This window comes from Moraxella sp. CTOTU47915 (assembly GCF_031986685.1).
GTDB classification, from domain to species: domain Bacteria; phylum Pseudomonadota; class Gammaproteobacteria; order Pseudomonadales; family Moraxellaceae; genus Faucicola; species Faucicola tetraodonis.
Window position 1 is genome coordinate 48,544 of sequence record NZ_DAMAAE010000001.1, and the last position, 20,119, is coordinate 68,662.

The window sequence follows — 20,119 nt, forward strand, 5'->3', positions numbered from 1 at the left end:
AATTGGCTAGTTTGTTGATTTTCAAACTAGCTATTTTGGGTGAAATTGGTTAGCATGATGGGTGGTTTTTTTAAAGTTTTTTGCTGAGATTAGGACGATTATGCGCTCACCTGCCCATTCACAATTAACCCATTCGCAATTAATAGATGCCCCTTGCGGTAAGCTTGAAGTTGACGCGCTTTGGCAAGCTGACTCAACGGGCGTTGCCAACCCAAACGCCGCGTCGGTTGAGCGTGTTGCCATTCTTTGTCACCCAAACCCATTGCAAGAAGGCACGATGATGAATAAAGTGGTGACCACCATGTATCGTTTTGCCCGCGACCAAAACATGCATGTGGTACGCTTTAATTTTCGCGGCGTGGGTCAGTCAACGGGCGAGTATGGCAATGTGACAGGTGAAATCGAAGACGCGTTAACCGTGCTGCAATGGATTCATAGCCAAACCGAGGCGCGCAAGCTATGGATTGGCGGATTTTCGTTCGGTGGATTTATCGCCGCTAAGCTTGCCCAGCTTGTCAATGAACAAGGCGCATTTTTGGGAGTCGATGATTTTGACCTCACTGATTTGGCCTTGATTGCCCCTTCTATTGAAAAAAACGACACCTCAGATTTGCTATTGCCCACCGCACAAACCTTTATGATTTATGGCGCGAATGATGAAGTGATTGCGCCAAGCTCGCTACAACAATTTGGGGAAAACTTTGGTATTCAAACGCACATCATTGACGATACAGGGCACTTTTTTCATGGTAAATTAGGGGAATTAAAACAGCTGCTTGAAGCGTTAAGTAGCAAATAACGCAGTTTTTATTTTATCCTAGTTCCTGATTTGTGTTTTTGATTCGGATTTTTGGTGTATTTGACATCATGAGCTATTTGGCACCTTAATGCCGTCTATTTAATCGCATCTATTTATTTAATACCCCTACGTCAAAGCACGTTGAAATGGAATTTTGACAACTTTTTAATTTACGCTGAGAGATAACATGCCCAACTCAAATTTACGACCCCTACAACGCTATGAGCTTGCGCTAAAATCTGGTGACTTTAGCGAAGATGCACAGCAGCGCGCTGCGATGACTTATTTGGACAATGTCTATGAACAAATCATGGACAACCGCGCCAAACAACGTGGGCTATTTAGCTTTTTAAGACGTACTGAGCCGCCCAAAGGGCTGTATATGTGGGGCGGCGTGGGTCGTGGTAAGACTTGGATGATGGATATGTTTTTTGAGTCAGTGCCCGCCGACAACAAAATGCGCCAACACTTTCATCACTTTATGAAACGGGTACACGCCGAGCTCAACAAGCTACAAGGTCAACAAGACCCGCTACAAAAAGTCGCCGATATCATCCATAATGAAGCGGATGTGATTTGTTTTGATGAATTTTTTGTCTCCAATGTCTCCGATGCGATGATTTTGGGTGATTTGTTTACCATGCTATTTAAAAAAGGCATCACCTTGGTTGCCACATCAAATATCGCACCAAATGGCTTGTATAAAAATGGTATTCACCGTGACCGTTTTTTACCTGCCATTGCCGAAGTTGAAAAAAACTGTACGGTTATGAACATTGACAGTGGCATCGACTACCGTCTGCGCGTATTGCAGCAAGCCGAACTTTACGTGTCGCCATTGACCAAAGAAAACATCCACTGGCTTGCCAACCGCTTTACCGCGTTAAGCAACAATCAACACATTATCCAAGACCCCATTCATATCAATGGTCGTGATATCGCCATCAAAGGTCGCACCGAAAACACCTTGTACATTGATTTTCGGGCGTTATGTATGCAGCCGCGCTCAGCCAGCGACTTTATTGAAATCGCCAACGAGTTTAGCACGGTGCTGGTGGATGATGTGCCCATACTCAACGATATTATCGCTGACCCGACAAGGCGCTTTATTTACCTCGTCGATGAGTTTTATGATCGCCGCGTCAAGCTTTTGGTACGTGCAGAACAGCCGATTTTACAACTGTATGATGGGCAAAAATTGGCGTTTGAGATTGAGCGCACGCGTTCACGGCTGTTAGAAATGCAATCAGAAGAATATCTCAAAGCGGAACATCGTTTGGACGAGATAAAAAAAGAAGATATGACCATTTAAATAATCCAAAGCCTTAATTGTTATGCAGGTGAGTGGCTTTAACGATGTATATTCCCAAATATTTTTCTCAAACCGATTTTGAAGCCGTTAAAGATTTTATTGCTGGGTCGCCATTAGCAAATATAATGGCATTAACCGGCGATTCGTTTGAAATCTGCCCTGCTTTGCTACTTTGGCAAGTAGATGAACAAAATCCGCTTGGCTATCAACTTAAACAAACTAACCCCAGTCATGAGCCTTGGTCTTTAAGTGATGCGCCAAGTGATTATATCAATGCCATGTGCCGCGCGATTGTGGGGGTTAAATTGACCGTTCATAATTTTGAAGCCAAATTTAAACTTAGCCAAAATAAAACTTTGGATAATCAGCAAGGGGTGATTGACGGTTTAACACAACTGCAATCAGCTTCAGCGGATAATATGGCAACGCTAATCAATAACCTCTTTAAGGAATAACAATGACAAATTCAGAAATTTTAGACTTTATCAAATCGCGCCGTTCAATCGGCAATCTTGTCGCCCCTGCCCCCAATCGCGAGCAAGTCGAACAAGCGATTGAAGTGGCGCTATCCGCCCCCGATCACAAGGATTTAAACCCGTACCGTTTTATCGTACTTGAAAACCAAGCGCTCAACACCTTAGGCACGGCGTTAAAAAATGCGGCGATAGCACAAGGTGAAACCGACGAGAAAACCCTCAAAAAAGCGGAAAATATGCCGCTGCGTGCGCCGATGATTATCGCGTGTGTGACCGATTTTAAACCCCATGATAAAGTCCCCCATTGGGAACAAGTAGCGGCAAGTAGTTGTGCGGTGCAAAATCTCCTGCTTGCCTTGTCGGCACAAGGGTTTGCCACCGTATGGCGCACCGGCCCACTTGCCAATGCACCTGCAATCAAACAACTGTTTAATGTAACCGCTGATAACCAAGTCATTGCCTTTGTCTATGTTGGCACAGCCGTGTCGACCATCCCGCCGCGTTCTAAGATAGACGTCACACCATTTATTGTTTATGATAATGGCTCAAACTAAGGGCTAAGCTAGCCGTTTTTATATTTTGCTCATGTAAAGGGTGCCCTGTTGTCAGTATTTGCAGGACAAGTGGATTCAAGGATTTTCAATGAAAAAACCCCAGTTAGCAACCAATCTAAGTGAAAATTTAGAAAAGCTGAATGTCAATCGTGAAAAAGCCAGCAAGCTGTTTTCCGACGTCATTGAAAAAGCGGTCAAAAAGTCTAAGCCGGACACCCCAGCGGTATTAGAGACAGACTTAGGCAATCAGCTCGCCAACCAACCTGCACCCCTCAAAATTGCCGTGCTGGGCGGTGGCAGTTTTGGTACGGCAATGGCAAATTTATCGTCCAAAAATGGCTGCGAAGTCACGCTTTGGGTACGCGATAAGCGCAGCGTCAAAGCGATGCAAAAAACCCATATCAACAAAAAATATTTGCCGGACCATAAGCTAGATGAGCGCCTGCAATTTACCCATGATTTGCAAGCAGCCGTCAAAGGCAAAGATTTGATTTTTGTGGCAGTGCCGAGCTCAGCGTTTCGCGAAACCTTACAAAAAATTGCGCCTTTTATCAGCGCTCAAGCCATCGTGTCTTTAACCAAAGGTATGGAAAAAGATACCTTTGCGCTAATGAGTGATGTAATCGTAGATGAATTGCCCAATGTGGCTTTTGGCGTGATGAGCGGTCCCAATCTCGCCAAAGAAATTATGAATAATATGCCGTCTGCCACCGTGATTGCCAGCCAATCTGCAGCGCTACGGCTTGCGGTACAAACAGCGCTGCACAGTGCATTTTTTCGCGTGTTTGCCAGTGATGATTTAATTGGCGTGGAGCTTGGCGGTGCGCTCAAAAATATTTATGCCATCGCCATGGGCATGGCGGCTGCCTATGACATCGGAGAAAACACCAAAGCCATGATTTTAACCCGCGCATTGGCTGAGATGAGCCGATTTGGCGTCCAAGCCGGGGCTAATCCGCTGACCTTTTTGGGGTTGTCGGGCGTGGGTGATTTGTATGCAACTTGCTCATCGACCTTAAGCCGTAACTACCAGATTGGTAATATGCTAGGGCGTGGCATGAGCCTTGACCAAGCCATCAAAAAACTGGGGCAAACCGCGGAAGGCATTAATACTATCCAGCAGGTGAATGAAAAAGCCATGAAAGAGGGTATTTATATGCCGATTACTCATGCCTTGCACGATATTATCTATGAAGACAAAGCGCCGCTTGGGGTTGCGTTAAACTTAATGGAAGCAGGATTTAGAAGTGATGTGGAATTTGTCATGCCGCATCAAGTGCAGCCAACGCATAACTGACAAACATAACTTTAAATATTTTTAGGTAAATATATGCAATTAATTTTAGTTCGTCATGGCGATGCAGGCGCGTATACCCTGCCAGACCATGAAAGAAATTTATCAGCACTGGGTCAAGCCCAAGCTTCACAGACTGCAAAGTGGCTTGCCGAAAACTTTGAGCCCGATCATTTTATCGTCAGTCCTTACAACCGCGCCCAGCAAACCCTTGCGCAAATCCAGCAATTTTTTCCCCATGTGCCTGTGACCACGTATGAGGGCATCACCCCTGATAACGATGCAGACATCGCTGTGGATGCGTTAGGCGAATTGGTTGGCGACTGCATGGTGGTGGTTTGTCATATGAATATCATTGCCAAAATCGCCCATATTCTCACTGATGAACCACTAGAGAGTTTTGCGCTGGCTGAAGCGCGTGTGTATGATATGGGTATATTGGCACCGAGTCTTGCCGCTGAGATAAAACGCTTTGTTCCCACCTGTTAGGTGATTTAATTTGTCAATTTTGTGTAGGACACTTCTGTGATTCATATTTGGTTGCCAACTCAGCATGCTGCCTTACGTTTATGGCAACAAACCACCCAGACTTGGCAAACGGCTGACGATTGGCAAACGCTTGCGACCCTTGCCAATCTGCAAACCACCCAATCAGCCAAGCTGCAAGCCTGTCTCTATTTTCCTAGTGTCAATTTATTAACCATCCAGCCTACGCTTACAGCAAGCCAGCTTAACGCTTTAGGCGACACCGGCAGACGCTATTTATTTGAAGATATCAGCATTGGGTCGGTAGAAGATTTACAAGTCAAAATTCAGCCGGCGGTCACCAACAGCGAGTTACCTGCATTATTTGGGCTTCATGCTGCCGATATTCATTCATGGATCAATGCTGCCTCGTTGGCGGGTATTGAGATAATCGCTTTATTGCCAGATTTCTTATTGTTGCCGACTATAGATACTAGAATTGATACTAAAATGGATACTAGGATAGCTACGAGCACAAACACGAGGGCTACAGAGACGAGGGCTACCACAAGCGCGGTCTACTACCAAGATGCAGATACCCAGTTATTAAAACTGCATACTTATCACGGCATGGCGGTTAGTTTTTTACCGCTGGTACTCACCAAATTACCCATGCTAGAAACGCTATATTTAATGGGTTTTCACGATGAAACCGTTGCCCAGCAATTAGCCAGTATGCCTAATTTATCCATTGCATCGTCTGAGTTGTTGCCTACCCCAATCAAAGATCCGGTCAGACATTTTTTTAACTTTGCCACAATCAAAGGTAAAACGACGCTTGCGCCTTATGCCAAAGTCATCACCCTAGTCACTATTTGTGCGCTGCTGACAGCCTTTGTGGTCGATGCGCTTCGTTGGTATTATTATAACCAAGCACAAAAACAAGCCGCAACTTTGCTGGCGCAGCAATATGCCCAGTGGTTTCCCAATGAGCCGCTCAGTAGCAAACTCACCCTACAACGACAGTTATCTGGCAAATTAACCACTCAGCAATCAGCCACGCCAAGCGTACTTCAGACATTGTCGTCCATACAGCCAGTATTGCAGCAATACCAACTGACCGCCAAGCAGCTTAATTTTCAAAATAATCACTTACAACTGCAGCTTTTATCATCAAGCGCCGATTCATTAAACAAAGCCGTCAATGACATGGTAAACAAAGGGATAAAAGCCAAGCTAGGGTCTGTGGATGCTGCTATGCCCGCTGCAATGTCTTCGAACACTGCCAGTGCGGTTTCCAGTGCAGTGGCGCCAACTTCTGCTGGCAGTGCCCTTGCCATGATAGATATTGAATTGGCAGAATAAACCTACGACTGAGATGAATTTATGAAACCGCACCCCTCACTGAGCCAATCCCTGCAAAAACTAACCACGCCTTTGGCTCATGCCTTTCAAAATTTATCACGTCGTGATCAGATTGCGTTGCTGATATTGGCAATGTTCTTGCTTTTTTTCGTGGTGGGTGTCGGTGGTTGGACGCTGCATAGCAAAGCCAACCAAGCACAAAAAAAATACGATGACACCATGGCAGATGTGTTTTGGCTACGCAGTCAAGCAGGCAACATCAATCCCAACCAAACCCAACCAGTCAGTCAAGCCGATGCTATCAAACAAATACTGAGCCAATCAGGTATTGTCAATGCGCAAGTGGTCGAGAATGGCAATACTATCCAAGTTGCTTTTAGTCACGCGCAGGCCAGCGTAATCACCAATATATTTAATCAGTTTCAACAACAAGGTATCCGCATCCAGCAACTACAAATCAACCAACCAGCCGTCGATAAGCTTGAAGTACAATCTGTCTTATCTATTCACTAATAGTAAAAGACCATAAAAAACGATGCACTTGGCATCGTTATTTTAGCGCATGGGGGCGCATTGGCTGATTATTTTTGCACCCACTGACGGATTTTATCACGCTCTGCTGGCGTTGCTTTCAACCATAACTGCATAAATTGATCGAGACTATCCGATGAACTGACCGTGGTCACAACAGCTTGATTGCCATATTGATTACTAGGTTGATTGATAGCGGGAATCGCACCCCCTGATTGTCCTAAGGCATTGATGGTTTGTTGATTGGCTTCAACCGCTTTTGAGCTACCACCAAACACACCGCCTAACGCATTACCCAACCCACTAAAAATGCTTGAACTGCTGCTGGATGTGGCTTGCTGACTTGCAATAACTTGCTTGCCTTGCAGCACCGCTAGTGTGGGTTGTTTGACATATTCTTTGGCGGCATTATAGTCCTCTGGTTGACCTAGCATATCCAAAACATACGTTTGATTGTCGGCAAGCTCTACTGGAACGCTAATATTGCTTGAACGTAACACATCGTGATTGTCACCGCGCAGCTCGTACAACCGATTGTACTTGGCAGTAATCACATGTTTGCCTGGCTCAAGTTTGTAGGTTTTTTGCGGTTTTGAAAGCAAGCCGTTTTTAACTTCTTGACCATTAATAGCAGTCACCACGGTATTATCAGCAACATTCAAGGTGACTTGGGCAAATGTTTGTGTGGTTGCTAACACGCCCGCAGTCAACGCGGCAGCCGTCCATAAGTACTGTTTATTCATAGGATATCCTGTTGTTTTACATCAAACTGTTGATGGATTCTAACCCATTTATCACGCAATTCCTATGACAAACCCGGTCAAAAATCTAAAAAATTTTCATTTTCTGCAATTTCATCAAAGTCCGCCAATTCAAAATTCAGCGTTAAATTATCAATGATGTTCATCGCATCTTGAATTTTGGCTTTGCTCACTTTGTTTAATGGGGTGCGTTCCATGTTAGAAAATAATGGCTGCAATTCGTTTAATACTGCTAACATCGCACCGATGCGGTGTGGACCTTCGTTAAGCAAATAGTCAATGATGCGCGGGTCAAAGTGCCAATGACGACGGCGTAATACCGATTCCAAAATCAGCTGTCTATCAAGCCTATCACTGCCCGTTGGCAATTGAAAAGTCGCGGCTCGAGCAAGCCTTGATAGCAAATCTCGCAGCTCAAAATTTAACGCTTTGACAGGCAAACGACTGGCAAAAATAATTTTATTGCCGTATTCTTGCGATAAATTAATCAGATGAAAAACTGCTTCTTGCCATTCAGGATGACCTTGAATTGCATCCATATCATCAAGCGCAATCACTGTGGTATTCTCTAGCGATGACAACACCATGGCATCCATATTGGCGTTTATGAGCTCACGCAGCGATAGATAAATAACAGATTGGTCGATATCACGGAAGGATTCGCAGATAGCGTTGAGTAGATGGGTTTTACCTGTATCGCGCTCGCCGTATAGATATAGCTGCGTCAATAGCCCTACATGCATTTGGCGCACCACATCGATGATTGATACCCAGCCTGGACCACTAAAGTCACTGATACTCGCGGACTGCTTGATATTTAAGTTTAGACTTAATTGTTCCGACATTCATGCACTCGCAATCGGTAAGATATCCCTTTTTGAAAATAAATCATAAACCACTATACACATAGTGCTGCCCAGTTAGCCGCCCTATGCTTAAAAGTTTAAAAGTTTAAAAGCAAAAAATAAAGCGTCTAACTAAATTTTGACTATTATAACCTAAATTTATGAAATAGCTACTCACGCGCCTTTTGCCCCGTGTCGGGTTATTTCAAATTTAGTTACCTTTCTTATTTAGTTTTTGAAACACTCAAGACAAAAACAGTCAATACCATTATAGGACTGAATGCGATGATATAACCAAAGATTGTACATGTCTTAGCATTTTAGTAGTATATTTGATTATCTTTGTAATGGAGACTCTTATGTCTTTTGTTAACCAATGGCGTGATGCGAATTTTTTTAGACCATTACATATCACTATGAGCACCTTGAGTGCTATGGGGTTAGGTTTGGGACTTACCGCCTGCCAACCCACCCCTGAGACAAATAACCTAGCGAGCGCCGCCCCTTCACCGTCTAATGTACCTGAAGTCATCATTGCCCAAACCCCAGCTAGTATCCCACCTGCCACAGTCGGGTTAAAACGCATGGATTTTCCGGTGTATTTGGCAGGTGTGCCCAATCTACTGCATCCGATTATTCCGTCAGTGCCTATCAATCGCAAATATGACAGCGATGGCAGTGATGCTAAAAAATCACCCGTCAGCTACTTTCAAGAAGTTGCGCCCTATGATTTTCAAAGCAGTGTTTACAATATTGTGTTTGAAGGGTTAAAAACCGGGCAAGTACACCGGCTGTTTCCACAAGATAATTTTGTAATAAGAGCGGTGCACACGCCCTTGGTAGATTTAACCCAAGATGACAAAACAGTGCAGAAGAAAGCTACCATTACGCAAACTGCGCCTACCCAACCGCAAGCCGCTAAAGAAGCAACCAACCCATTGGCAGTCAAAGTCGGCAATACCTTACTGCTAGGCTATTTTATCTATGAAGTCAAAGAGATCGCTGATGATGATGACAATAAAACCAATCTTGATCAGCAGCTTACCTTGTATTTAAGTGATTTAAATGGCAAAAATTTATTGAAACTCACGCCCAATAATCAATATTTTAAACATTATAAATGGCTGCCTGAGAGAAAACGCTTTTACTTCTCAACCCAAGCTGATTCCAACGGCGATCGGGTGATTGATGAGAATGATAAATACTTCTATTATTTCATCGATTTTGCCAAAAACGCGCAAATAGTCACGGCGTATGATTTTAGTAAGCCAAAAGCATAAAGCTTTGTTAAATTGCACTATTAAGCGCGTTTGAGACGTAACGCATTAAGCACCACAAACAGTGAGCTCAATGACATACCAATCGCAGCCAACCAAGGCGGCACATAACCTAACGCAGCGGGTATCAGTACGATAAAGTTATACCCTAGCGCCCATTTGAAATTTTGGGCAATAATGCGATCGGTCTTGAACGCCACTTCACGCGCTTTTGCCACGGCTTGGATTTGACCATTAAGCACTAAAGAGTCACTGGAGACTTGCGCCAAATCTGCCGCGCCCGCCATGGCGGTTGAGATATTGGCAGCGGCAAGTACCGGCGCATCATTGACCCCATCTCCGACCATTTGCACGATGTGTCCTTGCTGCTGCAGCGCTTTTAAATGTTGTACCTTATCATTTGGGGTAAGACCTTTATAAACCGTATCAATACCAAGCTCGCGCGCCACCTCAAACGCCTGAGCACTAGGGTCACCCGTGAGCATCAACACCTGCGCGCCTTGGTCTTTAAGATGTTTAATGGTAGCTAAGGCGCCTTCACGGACTTTATCATGAAAATAAAAATGCGCCAGTGGTTGCCATTTTTTGCTTAGGCTATCTTGTCTCGACAAGGTCACACTGGTACTGGCTTGGTGTTTGCTCAAATTTGGCAGTAACTCATCGTCTAATCCTGATTGAACTGCAAAACCGTGATGACCTAGACGATAACTTAGCCCATCAATCGTAGCTTGCAGACCGCCCCCCGGAATGTGTACCAAATCGCTGGTAGTGGGCAAATGCATTTGCCGAGTCATTGTCAATAACGCATGAGCAATGGGGTGACGACTACCCACTTCAAGGCTCGCTGCAATACTTAAAAAATGGTTTTTTATCTCGTCTTGGTTTTTGGTGTCATCTTCAGTAAAATCCACTGACGGATTTTGTTTAACACTATACGGTACATCCAGCGTTTCAATCGCCATCAAGTTGGGTTGACCGTATGTCAATGTACCGGTTTTATCAAACGCCACATGGGTGACTTCAGCGAGTGTGGTAATGGTATGCCCGCGCGTCGCCAAAAACCCCAGGCTTGCTAATCGATTGGTAGAAACGGTTAATGCGATGGGGGTGGCCAATGACAAGGCACAGGGACAAGTAGCGACCAATACGGCAACCGTTGCCCAAATGGCATGACTGGGCTCGATAAAATACCATGCCAAAAATACCATACTGGCAATCACCAGTACCCGCGCGACAAACCAGCGTGCCAGTTTGTCTGCTTTTAAGGCAATTTGCGGTTTTTCACTGAGCGAGCGATTCACTAACCTGTCAATCACGCCCATTTGGCTATCATTGGGTAATGTGGTGATTTGCATCACAAACGGCTGACTGTCATTTTGACTACCGCCCACAATGCTATCGCCCAAGCGTTTGACGATTAAATCACTCTCCCCGGTCAATAAACTTTCGGACACCGTGGCACTATCCGACAGCAAAATACCATCACTGATGATACTGCTACCGGCATCAATGCGGACAATATCACCAACTTTTAGCGACTGCGCCGAAACCATTTGCTCATTATCACCCCTATTGGCAGGGTCTACACTAAGTGACTGATAAAAAAGGTCTTTATATTGACTGGCATATAGCGCTACTTGCGAGGTATCCGTATTCTCTAGCGCTAACGGCGCTTCATGACCCAGCTTTGCGACCAACACAGGCTCGACGACCACCAAATCATTGGCTAAATTGGCAGCTTTCAGCCTGGCATTGTGCTCGACAAATTTGCCCGCCAATAAGAAAAATATCAGCATACTAACCGAGTCATAATAGGTCTCGCCTGTGCTAGTCAATGTCGCATATAAACTTGCCAAAAAGGTAATGACAATGGCGATACTAATCGGCACATCCATATTGACTTGGCGGGCTTTAATCGCTGACCACGCCGATTGAAAAAATGGCAATCCTGCAATCAAAAACACAGGAATACTAACAAACAGCGATACCCAGCGTAAAAATTGCCGATCGTTGACGCCGATACCTGAATATTCCCCAAAATATAGCGCCACTGCAAACATCATCGCTTGCATGGCACCCAATGCCGCAATGCCCAATTGAAACAACATACGGCGATTATCTCGCTTGAGCATCGCTTCATGGGTATCTTGCCGATAGGGTTTGGCATCATACCCAATGGCTTGCACATTTGCCAAAATTTGGCTAATCGGCAGTTTTTTGTCATCCCATACCACGCGCATCCGTTGATTGGTGAGGTTGACTTGGCAAGTGTCCATGCCATCAAGCCGATACAACTGGGTTTCAATCAGCCAACTACAGGCAGCACAGCGCAAATTGCTGATTGACAGCTCAGCAACGCTGTGCCCTTGCTGATGGTAAATAAATTGCGATTTGATATCATCGTGGTCATACGCTTGCAGCTGATATAACGAATCAGGGAGACTGGCGGTACGATTGATTTCACTGCGGTCAAGATAGTATTGCTCAAGCCCCGCCTCGATGATACTTTGCGAAGCAAGCTGACAGCCCATACAGCACATCGCCCGATCTTCACCCAATACATGGGTAAAAAATGGCGGGCTTGGCAGCGGATCGCCACAATGAAAACAATGCCCTTCATCTGGTAACACCAGCTCCACATCTTGATATGTGGTAGTAAATTTGCTATCTGCTTCAACAAGCGTACGGCTAGGCGCATCGGTCACAACCGACGGCTCAATATCCGATTGTTTTGCCCCAAATTGGCTATTGTTTGGCATCATCAAAACCCCTAGGGCAAACACCCTAACTCACCCAAAAATGACTGCTATTGTACTCCAAAACCGTGTATTAAAGTTCAAAAATCCTGTATAAACGTGGCAAAATAGCACGATGTTTACATTGTATTTTGGCGTATTTTGGGTCATGATAAAGCACTTTTTTATACCCTTGATCGTGACGCATTTTTGTATGAATTCAACCGTTATCTCTGCCGCTAAAAATCGCCAAAACCCGCCTAAATTCCAGCATCACTCAAACCAACAAGGGATGTTTATCCTAAGCTTCATCTTTGTGGTGGCAGTATTGGGCGGCTTGGTCTTGCTTGGGTTATATTTGGTGCGCCAAGATAATGTCATCACCCAAAAATTTGAGGGCAAACGCTGGAATATCCCTGCAAAAGTGTACTCGCAACCATTAACGTTGACGGTGGGTAAGCCCCTTAGCGATGATGAATTGGAAAATTGGTTAAATTTACTCACCTATGCCCCTGACCAAAACTATGACAATGCCGGCACTTATAGCAAAAAAAATGGCGAGTACTATATTCATACCCGCGAATTTAAATTTGCCGCCAACGATACTGAGCCATCGCAAATTATTAAGGTCACGCTCAAAGATAACCAAATTGAAAAATTACAAAGTACCCATCCCAATCCATCGGGTGTGGCGCGGGTTGAGCCCATTTTTATTGGCGGTATCTATCCAGACAACAATGAAGATCGCATCGTTTTGACCATCAATGACTATCCGCAGCCATTAATTGACGCGCTGGTGGCAACTGAAGACCGCAGTTTTTATCAGCATCACGGCGTGTCTATCCGCGGGATAGGACGTGCGATTTATAGCAATTTTATGGGTGGTTCACGCCAAGGCGGCTCCACCATCACCCAGCAACTGGTTAAAAACTTCTATCTCAATTCAGACCGCACTATCAAACGTAAAGCCAATGAAGCGGTGATGGCGATTTTGCTGGAAATGCATTACACCAAAAGTGAGATTTTGCAAGCCTATATGAATGAGATTAACTTAGGTCAAAATGGCAATCACTCCATTAACGGGTTTGGGCTTGCCTCGCAGTTTTACTTTAACCGCCCGCTCAAAGAGCTTCGAATCGACCAAATGGCGATGCTCGTAGGGCTTGCCAAAGGTCCTACCCAGTACAATCCGCTACGCTACCCCGATGCTGCCCTAAAACGCCGTAACGTGGTGCTCAGCAATATGCTGATAACCGGTAAAATCAGCCAGCAGCAATATGATGAAGCGGTGCAGCAGCCACTGAGCATTTCTTACAATCCTGTGATTGGTAAAACGCGTTTTCCTGATTATCTAGACGTGGTCAAACGAGAACTTACCCGTACTTATGATGCCAACGATCTCAAAAATGAAGGCTTAAGAATATTTACCAGTTTTGACCCCAATGTTCAAAAAACCGCTACCAATGCCGTCATTCAAAGCGTCAATCAGTTAAAAAAAAGTAATCCCAAACAGCTCACTAATTTGCAAGCCGCCCTAGTCAGCGCCAACCCCAACACCGGTGAACTGCTCGCTGTGGTGGGAAGTAGTCGTGATTTTACCGGTTTTAATCGCGCCATCGATGCCAAGCGCCAAGTTGGCTCTTTACTCAAACCGATTATTTACTTAACCGCATTTGAGCAGGGTCGTTACAATTTATCAAGTAGTGTCGATGACAGCCCGATTGTGCTAAAAATGACCGATGGTAAGACATGGACACCCAGCAATTATGGTGGCGGCAGTCATGGTATTATCCCCCTCACCAGCGCTTTAGCCAATTCCTATAACCAAGCAGCGGTGCGTGTGGGCATGGAAGTCGGTATTCCCAATTTTTTAAATCAATTGTACCGTATGGGTATCAATAGCCCATTGCCCAATTATCCCTCTACCTTGCTTGGCGCGGTGAATCTATCGCCCATGGATATGTTGGGGATTTATCAAGTGCTAGCAACAGGTGGCTTGCGTCATGAAATTCATACCATTCGCACGATTATTGATGACCAAGGACGAGTGGTTCAGGGCATAGAACAAAAAAATCAGCAAGTCATTAACCCCACGGCTGCCTATCTCACCAATTATGCGATGCAGCAGGTCATCAAGCAAGGTACCGCCAAAGCGGCGCTAGCGCTCGGTGACAACCTCAATCTTGCAGGTAAAACAGGGACTACCAATGATTATCGCGATGCGTGGTTTGCAGGCTATAGTGGCAATGTGGTCAGCGTTGTTTGGGTCGGTTTAGATGACAACAAACCCACCGGTCTAAGTGGCGGTAATGGCGCTTTGCCGATGTGGATCAATTTTATGAAGCAGCAAAAGCTTACGCCAGTTAATCTCATCGCGCCAGGCAATATCGAATGGCTATGGATGGAAAACGGCAAATCACAATTATCCCATGAAAAATGTCCAAATGCCATCTATGTACCTGTTGATACCGACAATCTACCGCAAGATAGTAGTGAATGCGCGGTACAACTATACCAAAGTGAGCAAGAAGCAAGATTTGCCGCACAGCAACAACAGGCAATGAGTGAGTTTGGACAAAGCCAACAACAGCGGTATGACAATATTGAGCGCAGACAAACCGAGATAGACACCATTGGCAATAACCCACCTGCAGCCAATCGCTACCAAAATGAGAATGCCAATACGGGGAATACGCAGACCAACCCTAATAACCCTAATAATAGCGGCGACCCGACACATACCAACCAACCACTCAATGCAGCGCCGCGCTCGCAGTCTTGGTTAGAAAAATCGGTCAAAGAAATGTTTTAAAGACAATAACAGGCAAACCTTCTTATTTGTCCTTACCCTTACCGCTAGGTGTTTTGGCTTAGGTGCGCCAAGCAATAACATGGGCGTTTTCATTTTTGAGTCACATCGCATTTTTGGCTGAATGCGTTTATACTACCAACTCAGTGCGCTCGCCTTTTATTGTTTCATTATTTTATTTTTTCATTATTTTATTTGTTATTTTTAAGGACTGTTTATGCCTTGGCAGCAATTACATATTCAATGCGAAAAATCGCAAGCCGAACTGGCGGAAACCTTGATGCTAGAAGCCAATGCGCTCAGTATTAGTTTAGACGATGCGGGTGACCAACCGTTATTTGAACCATTGCCAGGGGAATCGCCACTGTGGGATGATGTGATTGTGACTGGTCTATTTGATGGCGACTGTAATCTGGAAACTGTGAGTCAAGATATCGCCAATGATGTGGTGGCGACGCGAGTTTGGACCAGCCGAGTGGATGACAAAGATTGGGAACGTGAGTGGATGAAGAACTACCATCCCATTGAATGTGCCAATGGACTTTGGATTGTGCCCAAATGGATGTCACCCCCTAACCCCAATGCGATTAACATCATTATGGATCCAGGCTTGGCATTTGGCACAGGTTATCATGCGACCACCCGTCTTTGTATCGATTGGCTGACAGAACAACCGCTGCAAGATAAAGTGGTGATTGACTATGGGTGCGGCTCAGGTATTTTGGGCATTGCGGCACTTTTGCTCGGGGCAAAACAGGTGTATGCGGTCGATATTGACCCCCAAGCGGTATTAGCCACCCATCAAAATGCCGAGCGCAACAAGGTAGCCGATCAGCTTCAGGCATTTTTACCCGAACAATTTAGTGACTATTGTAAAGAGCAGGCTATTTTGCCCGTGGACTTGATAACCGCAAATATTTTAGCCAAACCGCTAATGAGCCTTGCCCCTTATTTTGCCACATTATTGAAATCTCAAGGTAGCATTGTGTTGGCAGGTCTGATTGAAAACCAAGTGGAAGATGTAAAAGCTGCCTATCAGCCTTATTTTGAGATGGATGGCGAATTTACCTTTAGCGCGCAGGAAGACAGACATTGGCATCGCCTCTCGGGTTTTCGCCGTGATTAGGACAAGTCGCAATTCGTATAAAAAGCCTTACAAGGCGGTAAGGTCGTCTTTTCCCCGTCAAAGCCTAGTAACAGCCTAACGACATAGCTAGTAACATAGCTAGCAACCTAGTGAACATAAATTCTAGGAAATTTGTTGACTTTATTTTTTATTCGTCATTAAATGATTTAACACACGACATTATTAAAATCAAAGACGCAAACTAAAAATGCTAAAAGGGAAGTGATGTTGCGATGAATTTATACAATGCCAAATGCCCAAACTGCCAACATGCATTTAAAATCAATGATGAACAGTTAGCCGTTAAAAATGGGTACGTTCGTTGTTCCCATTGCAAAACCATTTTCTCCGCCGCCGACCAGCTAGAACAAAAAAAATTTGCTAACAACAATTCACTGGTAAGTCCAAACCATCAGACGTCCTCGGCGCTCATTGACGATAAATCTGAGGAGATTTTATTTGACGATGAGTCAGGTATTGATGAAGCTGGCAATCTCATTGTCGATGAACCCGTTAAACCCATCTCACCCTATCCCTTGTCACAATCTCATACAAAATCAGCCTATGCTAAATCAAACAGCACCATAGATGAATTAGAGATTATAGACAATTTTGACCAACTGCCCATAGCCAAAAATAGCAATCCCAAAGTATTGATTGGCGATGAGGACGCCGTTGAAGCGATAGACCTCACCCAAGATAACGAGACGTTAGGCGATGAGCAGGCTTGGCTGCTAAGTTTAATGGCACAAGCGGATGACAACGAAGCAGCGGACGACACAGCCGGCGCCAACGCTAACGCCAAGCGAGGCATGGATGGGGTGTTTAACACGGATATTTTTGACCAAATTCCGATTGATACTCGTAGTGAGCAACAAGCAGATTTGTTAGCCTATCAACAAAAGATCGATGAACGCTTGTCGCAACAAGTTTCCTCGCAACAATTGGCGAATGCAAAAATTTTTAATATGAGCATTATTTGGGGATTAGGTAGCTTACTATTAGTCTTTTTGTTAGCCGCGCAATATATTATTTTTAACATCGACACCCTAATCACTTCAAAAGCAAACGCGGCCGTGCTCTCAAAAATTTGCCATAAAATCCCTGCCTGTCAATTGCCTATCACTGATACGAGTCTTATTGATGTGCAGATGCTTGCGCTTGCCCATTCATCCAAACTAGCGGAGAAAACTGACTTGGTATTTACTCTGACCAATACCACGGATAATAATATTGTCTATCCGAGTGTTAAGGTTTCACTACGCAGTGGCAACACCATACTCGCGCAGACGCTACTTACCCCTACAGACTATCTAGAAGCGGGTAACAACTATTTGATGCCGCATCAAATAAAACCCATTAAATTGCGTATTGACTTTCCAAAAACCAAAGTTCAAGCCGCTAATATTGAGCTGATTTATTAAATTTTTTTAGCTTCATTCAATTGAGCTTCTTTTTAGCTTCATTCCAATAGTGATAAAAAAGCCTCCAGCACCCAATATTTATCGCACAATTTTACATATTGTAAACAACTTAAGCTTGCTATCGCTTTTATAATTGTTTTAGTATAAGTATCAATAACTTTATTATTCGTCCATATATTTAAGTTTTATTTAATCTATCAACTAACGAGTTATTCGATAAATTTGTCAGCAAATTTATTTTGAGAATCTGCTATGCCCAATTCTATTGTTTTACAAAATCGCGCCAAGTATTCCAATATGTCAGATAGCCCATCTAATCCATATACTAACCATACCCCATCGCAAACTTCTCCCAGCGCAAGCCTAGCTCACCACATTGAGCTTGTAGTGCGAGAGTACTTCGATAATTTAAAAGAACAACAACCGACCCAGCTCTACGAGCTTATGTTGTCACAATTTGAAAAACCGCTAATCAGTGTCGTCCTTGAACACACCCGCGGCAATCAAACCAAAACCGCCGAGATTTTGGGACTTAATCGCGGCACATTGCGTAAAAAACTCAAAACCCACCAATTATTATAATTGATAAAAATACCCGCTTTTTTATGATAAGATATCCCTATATTTAGGGATTTATAGAGTTGGGGTATGAAAGTCAATCAGTCAGTTCGTCATAACTGACTTTTTGTTTTTTCTGCACCCAGTATTTTTTTGTCAACGAGTCGAGTCAATTATGAATCAATCTTATGCATTGCTCTCTGTTTCTGATAAATCGGGTATTGTGGATTTTGCCAAAGGTCTAATCACCCACGGTTTTCGTCTACTATCAACGGGCGGCACCTACAAACTTCTCAAACAACATGACTTAGCAGTGACTGAGGTCGCAGAATACACAGGTTTTGCAGAGATGATGGATGGTCGGGTAAAAACCCTGCATCCAAAAATTCATGGCGGTATTTTAGGTCGCCGCGGCACGGATGATGCCATTATGCAAGAGCATGGCATCGACCGCATTGACATGGTGGTTGTCAATTTATATCCATTTGCCCAAACCGTTGCCAACCCAAATGTCACCAAAGAAGACGCTATCGAAAACATTGATATTGGTGGTCCTACCATGGTGCGTGCCGCGGCAAAAAATCATGACCATGTCAGCATCGTGACAAGCCCCAACGATTATGCAGCAATCTTGGGCGAGCTAACAGCAAACGGTCGCATCAGTGATACCACCCGATTTGACTTAGCGGTAAAAGCATTTGAGCATACCGCACATTATGACGGTATGATTGCCAACTTTTTAGGCAACCGCCTGCAAAGCTTTGAATCGGCTGACCAATTCCCGCGTACTTTTAACGTGCAAATGGACAAAGCGCAAGACTTACGCTATGGTGAAAACCCGCATCAACAAGCCGCTTTTTATGTCGAAAAAGCGCAGGTAAATGGTCAAAAAGAAGCCAGTATTGCCACCGCTAAGCAATTACAAGGTAAAGAACTATCTTACAACAACATCGCAGATACCGATGCGGCGTTAGAATGCGTGAAATCGTTTGATATGCCTGCGTGTGTCATTGTTAAACATGCCAATCCTTGTGGCGTGGCCGTGGATGCCGATTTAACCCATGCTTATCAAAAAGCCTTTGCCACTGACCCAGAATCTGCGTTTGGCGGTATCATTGCCTTTAACCGTGAATTAGATATCAAAACAGCAAAAGCGATTGTGGATCAGCAATTTGTTGAAGTCATCATTGCCCCAAGCGTTGCCGACGGTGTACTCGATGTCACATCTGCTAAGAAAAATGTGCGCGTATTAGTCTGCGGTGAATTACCAAACCCAAGTGAGCGCCAAGCCCAGTTTGATTTCAAACGCGTCACCGGGGGTTTATTGGTGCAAGCGCAAGATTTGGGCTTAGTTACTTTAGATGATTTAAAAGTGGTGACAAAAGTACAGCCGACTCAGCAACAATTCGATGATTTGCTATTTACTTGGCAAGTCGCCAAATATGTGAAATCCAATGCGATTGTGTATGCCAAAGATGGGCGTACCATTGGGGTAGGCGCAGGGCAAATGAGCCGTGTCAACTCAGCCCGTATTGCCGCGATTAAAGCTGAGCACGCTGGTCTATCGCCTGTGGGTGCGGTGATGGCATCAGATGCCTTCTTCCCGTTCCGTGATGGTATTGACAATGCCGCAGCAGTGGGGATTAAGGCGATTATCCAGCCAGGTGGCTCAATGCGCGATGATGAAACCATCGCCGCAGCCGATGAGCATGGGATTGCGATGGTGTTCACCGGTATGCGTCATTTCAGACATTAATTTTTGTTAGGCATAAAAAAGGCGAAACTGAT

17 protein-coding genes are annotated in these 20,119 nt (G+C 44.5%); 14 read left to right on the plus strand and 3 right to left on the minus strand.

Going from position 1 to position 20,119, the window contains the following annotated elements; translation table 11 throughout:
• Nucleotides 1-100 precede the first annotated feature (100 nt).
• The 8 genes from RTL34_RS00225 to gspM all read left to right on the plus strand — a co-directional run bounded on the left by RTL34_RS00225 (nt 101) and on the right by gspM (nt 6,778).
• Nucleotides 101-799 carry an alpha/beta hydrolase gene (locus tag RTL34_RS00225; protein ID WP_203171768.1) on the plus strand — a complete coding sequence of 233 codons (699 nt, stop codon included), beginning with the start codon at nt 101-103 and terminating at the stop codon, nt 797-799.
• A 187-nt stretch (nt 800-986) separates the two neighbouring features.
• The gene (gene zapE, locus RTL34_RS00230) at nt 987-2,111 is read left to right on the plus strand and encodes a cell division protein ZapE (RefSeq protein ID WP_203171767.1); all 1,125 of its coding nucleotides are present in this window, start codon (nt 987-989) and stop codon (nt 2,109-2,111) included.
• Between the two features lie 44 nt (nt 2,112-2,155).
• Nucleotides 2,156-2,566, plus strand: coding sequence for an FMN-binding negative transcriptional regulator (locus RTL34_RS00235; RefSeq protein WP_312113660.1), 411 nt, complete (start codon nt 2,156-2,158; stop codon nt 2,564-2,566).
• 2 nt (nt 2,567-2,568) lie between these two features.
• Entirely contained in the window at nt 2,569-3,141 is a 573-nt protein-coding gene (locus RTL34_RS00240; RefSeq protein ID WP_312113662.1) for a nitroreductase family protein, read from the plus strand.
• Nucleotides 3,142-3,229: 88 nt separating this feature from the next.
• Nucleotides 3,230-4,438 (plus strand): NAD(P)H-dependent glycerol-3-phosphate dehydrogenase, encoded by a 1,209-nt coding sequence (locus tag RTL34_RS00245; protein ID WP_312113664.1) that lies wholly within the window; start codon nt 3,230-3,232, stop codon nt 4,436-4,438.
• Nucleotides 4,439-4,471: 33 nt separating this feature from the next.
• Entirely contained in the window at nt 4,472-4,924 is a 453-nt protein-coding gene (gene sixA, locus RTL34_RS00250; RefSeq protein WP_203171763.1) for a phosphohistidine phosphatase SixA, read from the plus strand.
• 36 nt (nt 4,925-4,960) lie between these two features.
• Entirely contained in the window at nt 4,961-6,265 is a 1,305-nt protein-coding gene (locus tag RTL34_RS00255; RefSeq protein WP_312113666.1) for a type II secretion system protein L, read from the plus strand.
• A gap of 21 nt (nt 6,266-6,286) precedes the next feature.
• Complete coding sequence (gene gspM / locus RTL34_RS00260) at nt 6,287-6,778, plus strand: type II secretion system protein GspM (RefSeq protein ID WP_312113668.1); 492 nt, start codon at nt 6,287-6,289, stop codon at nt 6,776-6,778.
• 68 nt (nt 6,779-6,846) lie between these two features.
• Here the strand turns inward: gspM and RTL34_RS00265 are convergent, their stop codons facing one another.
• Both RTL34_RS00265 and RTL34_RS00270 read right to left on the minus strand, forming a co-directional pair.
• A complete protein-coding gene (locus RTL34_RS00265; RefSeq protein WP_312113669.1) occupies nt 6,847-7,539 on the minus strand; it encodes a DUF2057 family protein in 693 nt (230 codons plus the stop codon).
• Between the two features lie 77 nt (nt 7,540-7,616).
• Nucleotides 7,617-8,402, minus strand: coding sequence for a DnaA ATPase domain-containing protein (locus RTL34_RS00270; RefSeq protein WP_065252535.1), 786 nt, complete (start codon nt 8,400-8,402; stop codon nt 7,617-7,619).
• A gap of 359 nt (nt 8,403-8,761) precedes the next feature.
• On the opposite strand from RTL34_RS00270, the gene RTL34_RS00275 reads away from it, so the two are divergent.
• Complete coding sequence (locus RTL34_RS00275; RefSeq protein ID WP_312113672.1) at nt 8,762-9,682, plus strand: hypothetical protein; 921 nt, start codon at nt 8,762-8,764, stop codon at nt 9,680-9,682.
• A gap of 20 nt (nt 9,683-9,702) precedes the next feature.
• On the opposite strand, the gene RTL34_RS00280 is transcribed toward RTL34_RS00275, so the two are convergent.
• A complete protein-coding gene (locus RTL34_RS00280) occupies nt 9,703-12,441 on the minus strand; it encodes a heavy metal translocating P-type ATPase (protein WP_312113674.1) in 2,739 nt (912 codons plus the stop codon).
• Nucleotides 12,442-12,628: 187 nt separating this feature from the next.
• Here RTL34_RS00280 and mrcB point away from each other — a divergent pair, with 187 nt between their 5' ends.
• From mrcB to purH, 5 genes are all read left to right on the plus strand, one after another.
• Nucleotides 12,629-15,226, plus strand: a complete 2,598-nt coding sequence (gene mrcB, locus RTL34_RS00285; RefSeq protein ID WP_312113676.1) for a penicillin-binding protein 1B — start codon at nt 12,629-12,631, stop codon at nt 15,224-15,226.
• A gap of 214 nt (nt 15,227-15,440) precedes the next feature.
• On the plus strand, nt 15,441-16,349 hold the full coding sequence (prmA, locus tag RTL34_RS00290; RefSeq protein ID WP_312113678.1) for a 50S ribosomal protein L11 methyltransferase: 909 nt from the start codon (nt 15,441-15,443) through the stop codon (nt 16,347-16,349).
• A 233-nt stretch (nt 16,350-16,582) separates the two neighbouring features.
• Complete coding sequence (locus tag RTL34_RS00295; protein ID WP_312113680.1) at nt 16,583-17,773, plus strand: DUF3426 domain-containing protein; 1,191 nt, start codon at nt 16,583-16,585, stop codon at nt 17,771-17,773.
• A 252-nt stretch (nt 17,774-18,025) separates the two neighbouring features.
• Nucleotides 18,026-18,355, plus strand: coding sequence for a helix-turn-helix domain-containing protein (locus RTL34_RS00300; RefSeq protein ID WP_409455420.1), 330 nt, complete (start codon nt 18,026-18,028; stop codon nt 18,353-18,355).
• A gap of 151 nt (nt 18,356-18,506) precedes the next feature.
• A complete protein-coding gene (gene purH / locus RTL34_RS00305) occupies nt 18,507-20,087 on the plus strand; it encodes a bifunctional phosphoribosylaminoimidazolecarboxamide formyltransferase/IMP cyclohydrolase (RefSeq protein WP_312113682.1) in 1,581 nt (526 codons plus the stop codon).
• Nucleotides 20,088-20,119 lie beyond the last annotated feature (32 nt).

Excerpts from the sequence above, each read along its gene's own strand:
- RTL34_RS00225 (WP_203171768.1), top strand. The coding sequence starts at position 101 with ATGCGCTCACCTGCCCATTCACAATTAACCCATTCGCAATTAATAGAT.
- zapE (WP_203171767.1), top strand. The coding sequence starts at position 987 with ATGCCCAACTCAAATTTACGACCCCTACAACGCTATGAGCTTGCGCTA.
- RTL34_RS00235 (WP_312113660.1), top strand. The coding sequence starts at position 2,156 with ATGTATATTCCCAAATATTTTTCTCAAACCGATTTTGAAGCCGTTAAA.
- RTL34_RS00240 (WP_312113662.1), top strand. The coding sequence starts at position 2,569 with ATGACAAATTCAGAAATTTTAGACTTTATCAAATCGCGCCGTTCAATC.
- RTL34_RS00245 (WP_312113664.1), top strand. The coding sequence starts at position 3,230 with ATGAAAAAACCCCAGTTAGCAACCAATCTAAGTGAAAATTTAGAAAAG.
- sixA (WP_203171763.1), top strand. The coding sequence starts at position 4,472 with ATGCAATTAATTTTAGTTCGTCATGGCGATGCAGGCGCGTATACCCTG.
- gspM (WP_312113668.1), top strand. The coding sequence starts at position 6,287 with ATGAAACCGCACCCCTCACTGAGCCAATCCCTGCAAAAACTAACCACG.
- RTL34_RS00265 (WP_312113669.1), bottom strand. The coding sequence starts at position 7,539 with ATGAATAAACAGTACTTATGGACGGCTGCCGCGTTGACTGCGGGCGTG.
- RTL34_RS00270 (WP_065252535.1), bottom strand. The coding sequence starts at position 8,402 with ATGTCGGAACAATTAAGTCTAAACTTAAATATCAAGCAGTCCGCGAGT.
- RTL34_RS00275 (WP_312113672.1), top strand. The coding sequence starts at position 8,762 with ATGTCTTTTGTTAACCAATGGCGTGATGCGAATTTTTTTAGACCATTA.
- RTL34_RS00280 (WP_312113674.1), bottom strand. The coding sequence starts at position 12,441 with ATGATGCCAAACAATAGCCAATTTGGGGCAAAACAATCGGATATTGAG.
- mrcB (WP_312113676.1), top strand. The coding sequence starts at position 12,629 with ATGAATTCAACCGTTATCTCTGCCGCTAAAAATCGCCAAAACCCGCCT.
- prmA (WP_312113678.1), top strand. The coding sequence starts at position 15,441 with ATGCCTTGGCAGCAATTACATATTCAATGCGAAAAATCGCAAGCCGAA.
- RTL34_RS00295 (WP_312113680.1), top strand. The coding sequence starts at position 16,583 with ATGAATTTATACAATGCCAAATGCCCAAACTGCCAACATGCATTTAAA.
- RTL34_RS00300 (WP_409455420.1), top strand. The coding sequence starts at position 18,026 with ATGCCCAATTCTATTGTTTTACAAAATCGCGCCAAGTATTCCAATATG.
- purH (WP_312113682.1), top strand. The coding sequence starts at position 18,507 with ATGAATCAATCTTATGCATTGCTCTCTGTTTCTGATAAATCGGGTATT.